Source organism: Mycobacterium sp. E2733 (assembly GCF_001667585.1).
GTDB lineage: Bacteria > Actinomycetota > Actinomycetes > Mycobacteriales > Mycobacteriaceae > Mycobacterium.
Genome location: NZ_LZJZ01000104.1, coordinates 121314 through 131284, shown reverse-complemented (window position 1 = coordinate 131284; position 9971 = coordinate 121314). Strand labels below are relative to the sequence as shown.

11 protein-coding genes are annotated in these 9971 nt (G+C 66.2%); 8 read left to right on the top strand and 3 right to left on the bottom strand.

Annotation, left to right across the window (positions count from 1 at the left end):
- Positions 1-6 precede the first annotated feature (6 nt).
- From A5678_RS19700 to A5678_RS19665, 8 genes are all read left to right on the top strand, one after another.
- On the top strand, positions 7-612 hold the full coding sequence (locus A5678_RS19700; RefSeq protein ID WP_068045491.1) for a DinB family protein: 606 nt from the start codon (positions 7-9) through the stop codon (positions 610-612).
- A 40-nt stretch (positions 613-652) separates the two neighbouring features.
- The gene (locus tag A5678_RS19695; RefSeq protein WP_068045488.1) at positions 653-1999 is read left to right on the top strand and encodes an AarF/ABC1/UbiB kinase family protein; all 1347 of its coding nucleotides are present in this window, start codon (positions 653-655) and stop codon (positions 1997-1999) included.
- Positions 2000-2008: 9 nt separating this feature from the next.
- On the top strand, positions 2009-2914 hold the full coding sequence (locus tag A5678_RS19690) for an alpha/beta fold hydrolase (RefSeq protein ID WP_068045484.1): 906 nt from the start codon (positions 2009-2011) through the stop codon (positions 2912-2914).
- 88 nt (positions 2915-3002) lie between these two features.
- A complete protein-coding gene (locus A5678_RS19685) occupies positions 3003-3863 on the top strand; it encodes a cyclopropane mycolic acid synthase family methyltransferase (RefSeq protein ID WP_068045482.1) in 861 nt (286 codons plus the stop codon).
- A gap of 152 nt (positions 3864-4015) precedes the next feature.
- Positions 4016-4897 (top strand): cyclopropane mycolic acid synthase family methyltransferase, encoded by an 882-nt coding sequence (locus A5678_RS19680; protein WP_068045479.1) that lies wholly within the window; start codon positions 4016-4018, stop codon positions 4895-4897.
- A gap of 83 nt (positions 4898-4980) precedes the next feature.
- A complete protein-coding gene (mmaA4, locus tag A5678_RS19675; RefSeq protein ID WP_068045624.1) occupies positions 4981-5877 on the top strand; it encodes a hydroxymycolate synthase MmaA4 in 897 nt (298 codons plus the stop codon).
- 102 nt (positions 5878-5979) lie between these two features.
- The gene (locus A5678_RS19670; RefSeq protein WP_068045476.1) at positions 5980-6678 is read left to right on the top strand and encodes a YciI family protein; all 699 of its coding nucleotides are present in this window, start codon (positions 5980-5982) and stop codon (positions 6676-6678) included.
- A gap of 10 nt (positions 6679-6688) precedes the next feature.
- Positions 6689-7906, top strand: coding sequence for an RNA polymerase sigma factor (locus A5678_RS19665; RefSeq protein WP_068045473.1), 1218 nt, complete (start codon positions 6689-6691; stop codon positions 7904-7906).
- 41 nt (positions 7907-7947) lie between these two features.
- On the opposite strand, the gene rplA is transcribed toward A5678_RS19665, so the two are convergent.
- The 3 genes from rplA to nusG form a co-directional block, all read right to left on the bottom strand.
- Positions 7948-8655, bottom strand: a complete 708-nt coding sequence (rplA, locus tag A5678_RS19660; RefSeq protein ID WP_007167783.1) for a 50S ribosomal protein L1 — start codon at positions 8653-8655, stop codon at positions 7948-7950.
- Positions 8656-8729: 74 nt separating this feature from the next.
- Positions 8730-9158, bottom strand: a complete 429-nt coding sequence (gene rplK / locus A5678_RS19655) for a 50S ribosomal protein L11 (RefSeq protein WP_068045470.1) — start codon at positions 9156-9158, stop codon at positions 8730-8732.
- A 44-nt stretch (positions 9159-9202) separates the two neighbouring features.
- Positions 9203-9970: a transcription termination/antitermination protein NusG gene (gene nusG, locus A5678_RS19650; RefSeq protein ID WP_068045469.1), complete on the bottom strand. Its 768-nt coding sequence runs from the start codon at positions 9968-9970 to the stop codon at positions 9203-9205.
- Position 9971 lies beyond the last annotated feature (1 nt).

Below are 9971 nucleotides of genomic sequence, written 5' to 3'. Positions count from 1 at the left end.
CCGGTAATGCCCGCTCTTGCCCGGCCCGTAGCCGACGAACGCAGCGCCCTGCGCGAATATCTCGCCTACCACCAAAGCGCGTATTTCGCGGTGTCCTACGGCCTGACCGACGAACAGGCCCGGTCCACCCCCTCGGTCAGCGCGCTGTCGATCGGCGGACTGATCAAGCACGCCACCGCGATGCAGCGCAGCTGGATGGCGCGGGTCGCCGCCGCGCCGGACGCGCCGCCGAGAGACCCTCGCCCGTTCGAACAGATCAGCCAGGAGTTCGCGGATCAGCACGTGATGCGGCCCGACGAGACGCTGGCCGGCCTGCTGCGGGCATTCGAAGAACAGAACGCCGAATCGCTGCGCCTGGCGGAGACCGCGGACCTCGACGCCGCGGTGCCGGTTCCGCAGGACATCCCGTGGTTCCCCAAGGACCAGGAAGCCTGGTCGGTGCGCTGGGTGATCCTGCATGTGATCAACGAGTTGGCCCGGCACGCCGGGCACGCCGACATCATCCGCGAAAGCATCGACGGCGCCACCATGTACGAGTTGATCGCGGGACTGGAGGGCTGGGCGATCCAGGGGTGGGTGCAACCGTGGAAAAGCGGTGGGCGTCCCAGCTAGACGATTGGGACGGACTCGGCCGATTTGGCAGACTGCTGGGATGAGCTCTACCAAACATCGAGACGTGGCCCGGCTTGACCGGGTGCCGCTGCCGGTGGAAGCGGCCCGGGTGGCCGTCACCGGTTGGCAGGTCACCCGCACCGCCGCGCGCGTCGTCACCAAGCTGCCGGGCAAGGGCGCGTGGCAGCAGAAGGTGGTCAAGCAGCTCCCCCAGACCTTCGCCGACCTCGGCCCGACGTACGTCAAATTCGGACAGATCATCGCGTCCAGCCCCGGGGCGTTCGGCGAATCGCTGTCCCGCGAATTCCGCAGCCTGCTCGACCGGGTGCCGCCGGCCGACACCGAAGAGGTGCACAAGCTCTTCGTCGAGGAGCTCGGCGGCGATCCGGCCGACCTGTTCGCCAAGTGGGAGGAGACGCCGTTCGCGTCGGCGTCGATCGCGCAGGTGCACTACGCGACCCTGCACACCGGCGAAGAGGTGGTGGTCAAGATCCAGCGCCCGGGCATCCGGCGCCGGGTCGCCGCCGACCTGCAGATCCTCAAGCGCTTCGCCCAGGCCGTCGAGCTGGCCAAGCTGGGCCGCCGGCTCTCGGCGCAGGACGTGGTGGCCGACTTCTCCGACAATCTGGCCGAGGAGCTCGACTTCCGCCTCGAGGCGCAGTCGATGGACGCCTGGGTATCTCACCTGCACGCCTCGCCGCTGGGCAAAAACATCCGGGTGCCACAGGTGCACTGGGACTTCACCACCGAACGGGTGCTGACGATGGAGCGGGTGCACGGGATCCGCATCGACGACGTCAAGGCCATCCGCAAGGCCGGGTTCGACGGGGTCGAACTGGTGAAGGCGCTGCTGTTCTCGCTTTTCGAGGGCGGCCTGCGGCACGGGTTGTTCCACGGCGACCTGCATGCCGGCAACCTCTACGTCGACGACCAGGGCCGCATCGTGTTCTTCGACTTCGGGATCATGGGCCGCATCGACCCGCGCACCCGCTGGCTGCTGCGCGAGCTGGTGTACGCGCTGCTGGTCAAGAAGGACCACGCCGCGGCGGGCAAGATCGTGGTGCTGATGGGCGCCGTCGGGACCATGAAGCCCGAGGCCCAGGCCGCCAAGGACCTGGAGAAGTTCGCCACCCCGCTGACCATGCAGACGCTCGGCGACCTGTCCTACGCCGACATCGGGCGGCAGCTGTCGGCCCTGGCCGACGCCTATGACGTCAAGCTGCCGCGGGAGCTGGTGCTGATCGGCAAGCAGTTCCTCTACGTCGAGCGGTACATGAAATTGCTTGCGCCCAAATGGCAGATGATGTCCGACCCGCAGCTGACCGGCTACTTTGCGAACTTCATGGTCGAGGTGAGCCGCGAGCACCAATCCGACCTGGAGGTGTAGGGGCAGTCCATGGAGATACGCACCGGGCACGCCACCTCTGGCGACCTGAAGCTCTATTACGAGGACATGGGGGACATCGACCACCCACCCGTGCTGCTGATCATGGGGCTGGGAGCCCAACTGCTGCTGTGGCGAACGGCCTTCTGCGAGCAGCTGGTGGGCCACGGGCTGCGCGTCATCCGGTACGACAACCGGGACGTCGGCCTGTCGAGCAAAACACAGCACCGCAGCCCCCGGCAGCCGCTGGTGACGCGGCTGGCGCGGTCCTGGCTGGGGTTGCCGAGCGATGCGGCCTACAAGCTCGAGGACATGGCCGACGACGCCGCGGCCGTGCTGGATCACCTGGGCATCGAGCGCGCGCACATCGTGGGCGCGTCGATGGGCGGGATGATCGCCCAGATTTTCGCCGCGCGATTCCACGAGCGGACGAGAACCCTCGGCGTCATCTTCTCCAGCAATAATTCGGCGTTCCTGCCGCCGCCCGGCCCGCGGCAGTTGCTGGCGCTCATCAAGGGGCCGTCGCCGAGCTCGCCGCGCGAGGTGATCGTCGACAACGCCATCCGGGTCAGCAAGATCATCGGCAGCCGGCGCTATTTGGCCTCCGAGGAGCAACTTCGGGCCGAGGCCATCGAAAGCTACGAACGCAGCTACTACCCTTGGGGTGTCGCCAGGCATTTCGACGCCGTGCTCGGCAGCGGCAGCCTGAGGCGCTACAACCGGCGGATCGCCGCGCCGACCGTGGTGATTCACGGCCGAGCGGACAAACTGATGCGGCCATTCGGTGGCCGCGCGGTGGCCAGGACCATCGACGGCGCCCGATTGGTGTTATTCGATGGGATGGGCCATGATCTGCCACAGCAGTTGTGGGATCAGGTGATCGGCGTGCTGGCGGGGAACTTCGCCAAAGCGAACTGAGCCGAAAACAAGTCGAGAGAAACGCTTCCCCTGCGATCTCAGTCCGTATCGCCGAGTTGTACGGTTGTCCAAGGAGGTGGGTCCAACAATGGCCAAGTTGAAGCCGTATTACGAAGAGTCGCAGGCAACCTACGACATCTCAGACGACTTCTTCGCGCTGTTCCTCGACCCCAACATGGTTTACACCTGCGCTTACTTCAAGAACGACGACATGACGCTGGAAGAGGCGCAGCTCGCAAAGCTCGATCTGGGGCTGGACAAGCTGAACCTCGAGCCCGGCATGACGGTGCTCGACGTCGGGTGTGGCTGGGGTGGGGCCGTGGTTCGCGCGGTCGAGAAATACGACGTGAACGTCATCGGCATCACGCTGAGCCGCAACCACTACACGCGCACCAGGGAAAGGCTCGCCGCCATTCCCACCACGCGGCGGGCCGAGGCCCGGCTGCAGGGTTGGGAGGAGTTCGACGAGCAGGTCGATCGGATCATGAGCTTCGAGGCCTTCGACGCGTTCAAAAAGGAACGTTGGCCCGCCTTCTGGGATTGGGCCTACAAGACCCTCCCGGATGACAGCCGGATGATGATGCACAGCATCTTCACTTATCCGCAGTCGCAATGGAAAGAGCGCGGCATCCCGATCACCATGAGTGATCTGCGCTTTTTCCACTTTCTCGGCAAGGAGATCTTTCCCGGCGGGCAGATGTGCGGCGAACCCGACATCGTCGACTATGCGCAAGCCAGCGGTTTCTCGATCGAGGAGACCCAATATCTGCGGCCGCATTACGCGCGGACCCTGGACACCTGGGCGGCCAATCTGGAGGCCAACCGCGAACGCGCCATCGCCATCCAGTCCGAAGAGGTCTACAACCGCTTCATGCGCTATCTGACCGGCTGCGCCGAGCTCTTCCGCAAGGGCATCTCCAACGTCGCCCAGTACACGCTGACCAAGTAGCGACCGAGGCCCCGTCGGCCGGGGTTCGGTGCCGGATAAGTAGCCCGCAAAAACTTCGGCGCGCGCGCGCAAATGCGCGCTTTTCCATCCTCGGCGAGTAGCGTGCCCCCGCAGATGGCCGCCTCCGTAGTGGCCGTCCCTCGGGAGGACATGTGCCTGACAACCCGGCCAGCGCTGTTCCGACGCGCTCAAATCTCGCCGACGTACGGGCGCACTACGACTTGTCGAACGAATTCTTCGCGCTCTTCCAGGATCCGAGTCGCACCTACAGTTGCGCGTATTTCCCCCGCGATGACATGACCTTGCACGAGGCGCAGCTCGCGAAGCTCGATCTGACGCTGGACAAGCTCGGGCTCGAGCCGGGGATGACCCTGCTCGACGTGGGCTGTGGCTGGGGTTCGGTGTTGAAACGCGCCGTCGAGCGCTACGACGTCAACGTTGTGGGGCTGACCCTGTCCAAGAATCAGCACGCCTATTGCCAGCAGGTGCTCGACGGGATCGACAGCGGCCGGTCGCGGCGGGCACTGCTGTGCGACTGGGCCGAGTTCAGCGAACCGGTGGACCGCATCGTCATCATCGAGGCGTTGGAGCATTTCGGCTTTCACCGCTACGACGACTTCTTCAAATTCGCTTACACCGCCCTGCCCCGGGACGGCGTGATGCTGCTGCACTCGATCACGGGACTGCACGGAAGGCAGGTGATCGAGCGTGGCCTGCCCCTGACGATGGAGGTCGCGCGGTTCATCAAGTTCATCCTCACCGAGATATTTCCGGGCGGCCGGCTGCCGATGATCGAGACCATCGAGGAGCACTCGAGCAAGATCGGCTTCCGGGTGACCGGGGTCCAGTCGCTGCGGACCGACTTCGCCAAGACCCTCGACCTGTGGGCCGGCGCGCTGCAGGCGCGCAGGACCGAGGCCATCAGCATCCAGTCCGAGGAGGTCTACGAGCGCTACCTGAAGTACCTGACCGGCTGCGCCGGGGCTTTCCGCACCGGCTACATCGACTGCGTCCAATTCACGCTGGAAAAGTAGAGTTCGGTATCGTTGCACGTCACACCCGGAGGCAAGTCCGTGGAAAATACGCAGTGAACTTCATCCAGGAGAACCAGACGAAAATGGCTGATCAACCGGCTAGCCCGACGAAGATACGGACGGCTCCCGAGGACATTCAGGCGCACTACGACGTCTCCGACGACTTCTTCGCCCTGTTCCAGGACCCCACCCGGACCTACAGCTGCGCCTACTTCGAGCGCGATGACATGACGCTGGAAGAGGCCCAGTACGCCAAGATCGACCTGAACCTGGACCAGCTGGACCTCAAGCCGGGGATGACCCTGCTGGACATCGGCTGCGGCTGGGGCACCACCATGAAGCGCGCGGTCGAGCGGTTCGACGTCAACGTCATCGGCCTGACCCTGTCCAAGAACCAGCACGCCCGCTGTGAGCAGGTGCTGGGCTCAATCGACACCGATCGGTCGCGCGAGGTGCGGTTGCAGAACTGGGAGGACTTCAACGAGCCCGTCGACCGCATCGTGTCGATCGAGGCATTCGAGCACTTCGGGCACGAGAACTACGACGACTTCTTCAAGCGGACTTTCGACATCATGCCCGAGGACGGCCGGATGACCGTGCAGAGCAGTGTCAGCTACCACCCGTACGACCTCGCCGCCCGCGGCAAGAAGCTGACCTTCGAGACGGCCCGGTTCATCAAGTTCATCATCACCGAGATCTTCCCGGGTGGCCGGCTGCCGTCCACCCAGATGATGGTCGACCATGGCGAGAAGGCGGGATTCATTGTGCCCGCGCCGCTTTCACTGCGACCGCACTACATCAAGACGCTGCACATCTGGGGTGACAACCTCGAGGCGAACAAGGACAAGGCCATCGAGGTCACCTCCGAAGAGGTCTACAACCGCTACATCAAGTACCTGCGCGGGTGCGAGCACTACTTCACCGACGAGGCGCTCGACGTCAGCCTGGTGACGTACCTGAAGCCGGGAGCGGCGGCCTAGTCAGGACCTGATTATCTCGCGGTGTCGGATTGAGGCTGCGCCGTTCGTCGATTAAGTAGAGAGTGGAGCACGGGGCTTCGCTCACTACGGGAGGTGACGAACATGCAGTATTTCGCCTTGTTGATCGGCCAGGAGCAACACCGCACACCCGAAGATGCAGCCACCGCTATGGCGGCGTGGGAGAACTTCCACGCGAAAGCCGGCGCCGCGATCCGGGCCGGAGACGCGCTGGCTCCCGCCGCCTCGGCGGTGGTGATCACCGGTGGCCCGGACGCGCCGATTGTCACCGACGGGCCCTTCGCCGAGGCAGCGGAGGTTGCCTGCGGCTACTACCTGTTCGAAGCGGAAAACCTTGACGAGGCGCTTGCCCTGGCGCGCGACATCCCGCTCGCCGCGTTCGGGGCCGTGGAAGTGTGGCCAACCGTCCACTCAATTGACCTGTCCCGCAAGCTCACCGGCAACGACTGGCTCGCACTGCTGCTGGAACCGGCCGAAGCCGCACACACTCCCGGCACCCCGGAGTGGGAGGCAGTGGCGGCAAAGCACGCCGATCTCCACGCGGCCGCGGGTGATCACATCCTTGGCGGTGCCGCCTTGCACGACCGGTCCACCGCCACCACCGTGCGGGTGCGTGACGGCGAGGTCCTCATCACCGACGGGCCATACGTGGAAGGCGCCGAAATCGCCACCGGCGTCTACCTGCTCGCCGCCGCGGACCGCGACGAGGCAGTCAAGCTCGCCTCGATGATTCCCGCCTCGAGCGTGCAGGTGCGGCAGCTGGCTGGAGTCTCGGGACTCTAAAGCACCAGCGATGTCCGACCTGGACGGCGTCTTCCGGCGGGAATGGGGACCCGCCGTCGCCGCGCTCGCGCGGTGGTCCGGCGACCTCACCGTCGCCGAGGACGCCGTCCAGGAAGCCTGCGCCGAGGCCCTTCGCACCTGGGACCGCGACCGACTGCCAAACAATCCCGGCGGATGGCTGGTGACCGTGGCCCGCAACCGGGCACGCGACCGCCTGCGCCGCGAATCCCTCCGTCCCGGAAAGGAATTGGCGGCCGTGATCGACGAAATCCGGGCGCGCACCGATCACACCGACCCGTCTCCCGTTCGCGACGACGAGCTGCGGATGATGTTCACCTGCGCGCACCCCGCCCTGGACCGCCAATCCCAACTGGCGCTCACCCTGCGGCTGGTGTCGGGGTTGACCGTCACCGAGATCGCCCGCGCGCTGCTGCAGACCGACGCCGCGATCGGTCAGCGAATCACGCGCGCCAAGAACAAGATTCGGCACGCCAACATCCCGCTGCGCGTGCCGCCCGCCGAGCTGCTGCCCGAGCGCACCCCACACGTGCTCGGTTGCGTCTACTCGGTGTTCACCGAGGGATATTGGTCCACGGCGGGCCCGTCGGCGATCCGCGACGAACTGTGCGACGAAGGAATCCGGCTGGCCGGTGAACTGTGCGCACTGATGCCACACGAGCGCGAGGCCCACGCGCTGGCCGCCCTGATGCTGCTGCACGATTCGCGACGCGCCACCCGGGTCGACGACACCGGGATGCTGGTGCCCCTCGAGGAGCAGGACCGCCGCCGATGGGATCGCGACCGAATCGCCCGGGGGCTGGACCGGTTACGCCGGGCCGAGGGTTCGACGGGCCCCTATCTGCCGCAGGCGGTGATCGCCGCGCTGCACGCGACGGCGCCGTCCTGGGACCAGACGGACTGGATCACCATCTGCGCAGCCTACGATCGGCTGCTGCAGCTGACCGACTCGCCGGTCGTGCGCGCCAATCGCGCCCTGGCGGTCGGCTTCCGCGACGGGCCCGATGCGGGCCTAGCCGCCCTGGACGAGGTGGCGCACGACCCCCGGCTGGGCCGCTCAAATCTGGTCGCGACCGTGCGCGCCGACCTGCTTCGGCGAGCGGGAAGACCGGCCGATGCCGTCACCTGGTACCGAGAAGCGTTGCAGGCCAACGGTTCCGAGCCGGGCCGCGACTTCCTGCGCCGGCGCATCGCCGAGTGCGGCGGGTAGCCGCTTAACGGGTCTGAGAGCGCCGCCACCGGCGGCCGCCGCTACGCTTCCGCGAAGTTGCGGGTGACGGACGGGTCCACCGGGATGCCCGGGCCCGTGGTCGTCGACACGGTGATCTTCTTCAGGTAGCGGCCCTTGGACGCGGACGGCTTGAGCCGCAACACCTCGTCTAGCGCGGCACCGTAGTTCTCGGCGAGGGCCTTCTCGTCGAAGGACGCCTTGCCGATGACGAAGTGCAGGTTGGCCTGCTTGTCGATGCGGAAGTTGATCTTGCCGCCCTTGATGTCGGCAACGGCCTTGGCGACGTCGGGAGTGACGGTTCCCGTCTTGGGGTTCGGCATCAGGCCGCGCGGGCCGAGCACGCGAGCGATGCGGCCGACCTTGGCCATCTGGTCGGGGGTCGCGATCGCGGCGTCGAAGTCCAGGAAACCGCCCTGGATCTTCTCGATCAGGTCGTCGCTGCCGACTATGTCCGCGCCGGCGGCCTGTGCCTGCTCGGCCTTGTCGCCGACCGCGAACACCGCGACGCGGGCGGTCTTACCGGTGCCGTGCGGCAGGTTGACCGTGCCGCGGACCATCTGGTCCGCCTTGCGGGGGTCGACGCCGAGCCGGATCGCGACCTCGACGGTCGCGTCCTGCTTGGCCGACGCGGTCTCCTTGGCGAGCTTGGCCGCCTCGAGCGGGCTGTAGAGGTTGTTGCGGTCCACCTTCTCGGCGGCGGCGCGGTATGCCTTGCTGTTCTTGCTCATTGATTCATCCAATCGGGTGTTGGGTCGTGGTTAGCAGCGGGCCGAAGCTGGCCCTCCCACGGTGTCTTGTACTGCTATTCGACGGTGATCCCCATCGACCGGGCGGTGCCGGCGATGATCTTGGCGGCCGCGTCGATGTCGTTGGCGTTGAGATCGGTCTTCTTGGTCTCGGCGATCTCACGAACCTGGTCCCAGGTGACCTTGGCAACCTTGTTCTTGTGCGGCTCGGCCGAGCCCTTGCCCACGCCGGCGGCCTTGAGCAGCAGCTTGGCGGCGGGCGGCGTCTTGAGCGCGAAGGTGAAGCTGCGGTCCTCGTAGACCGTGATCTCCACCGGGATGACCTGGCCGCGCTGGTTTTCGGTGGCGGCGTTGTAGGCCTTGCAGAACTCCATGATGTTGACGCCGTGCTGGCCGAGCGCGGGGCCGACCGGCGGCGCAGGGTTGGCCTGCCCCGCCACGATCTGCAGCTTGATCAGCCCAACGACTTTCTTCTTCGGGGCCATGAGATGTTGGTGTTCCTTCCTGGGGGTGGGCGTAACTGCCCGAGCTAAATCTTGGAGACCTGGCTGAACGTCAATTCCACCGGCGTTTCGCGGCCGAAGATCGACACCAGCACCTTGAGCTTCTGCTGTTCGCCGTTGACCTCGCTGATGGTCGCCGGCAACGTGGCGAACGGCCCGTCCATGACCGTCACCGATTCGCCGACCTCGTAGTCGACCTCGACGGCCGGACGCTCCAGCCCGCCCGCCTCGGCGGCGGCGGCGGTGGTGGCCGCGCCCTTGGCGGCCTTCTTGGTCGCCCCGCGCGGCAGCAGGAATTTGACCACGTCGTCGAGCGTCAGCGCGGACGGGCGCGAAGTCGCCCCGACGAACCCGGTGACGCCCGGCGTGTTGCGCACCGCGGCCCACGAGTCGTCGGTCAGGTCCATGCGCACCAGGATGTAGCCGGGTAGCACCTTGCGATTGACCTGCTTGCGCTGGCCGTTCTTGATCTCGGTGACCTCTTCGGTGGGCACCTCGACCTGGAAGATGTAGTCGCCGACGTCCAGGTTCTGCACGCGGGTCTCGAGGTTGGCTTTGACCTTGTTCTCGTATCCCGCGTAGGAGTGGATGACGTACCAGTCGCCAGGCTTGCTGCGCAGTTCCGCCTTGAGCGCGGCCGCCGGGTCGACCTCTTCGGCCGACTGCTCGGGGGCCTCGGCCGCCGGGGTTTCTACCGCCTCTTCCGGGGCCGGTTCCAGCGCCTCCGTGCCCTCGGCACGCTCTTCTACGTCGACCGCTTCACCCGCGGACGTGTCACCGTCGAAGGTAGTCACG

Excerpts from the sequence above, each read along its gene's own strand:
- A5678_RS19700 (WP_068045491.1), top strand. The coding sequence starts at position 7 with ATGCCCGCTCTTGCCCGGCCCGTAGCCGACGAACGCAGCGCCCTGCGC.
- A5678_RS19690 (WP_068045484.1), top strand. The coding sequence starts at position 2,009 with ATGGAGATACGCACCGGGCACGCCACCTCTGGCGACCTGAAGCTCTAT.
- mmaA4 (WP_068045624.1), top strand. The coding sequence starts at position 4,981 with ATGGCTGATCAACCGGCTAGCCCGACGAAGATACGGACGGCTCCCGAG.
- A5678_RS19670 (WP_068045476.1), top strand. The coding sequence starts at position 5,980 with ATGCAGTATTTCGCCTTGTTGATCGGCCAGGAGCAACACCGCACACCC.
- A5678_RS19695 (WP_068045488.1), top strand. The coding sequence starts at position 653 with ATGAGCTCTACCAAACATCGAGACGTGGCCCGGCTTGACCGGGTGCCG.
- rplA (WP_007167783.1), bottom strand. The coding sequence starts at position 8,655 with ATGAGCAAGAACAGCAAGGCATACCGCGCCGCCGCCGAGAAGGTGGAC.
- rplK (WP_068045470.1), bottom strand. The coding sequence starts at position 9,158 with ATGGCCCCGAAGAAGAAAGTCGTTGGGCTGATCAAGCTGCAGATCGTG.
- A5678_RS19685 (WP_068045482.1), top strand. The coding sequence starts at position 3,003 with ATGGCCAAGTTGAAGCCGTATTACGAAGAGTCGCAGGCAACCTACGAC.
- A5678_RS19665 (WP_068045473.1), top strand. The coding sequence starts at position 6,689 with ATGTCCGACCTGGACGGCGTCTTCCGGCGGGAATGGGGACCCGCCGTC.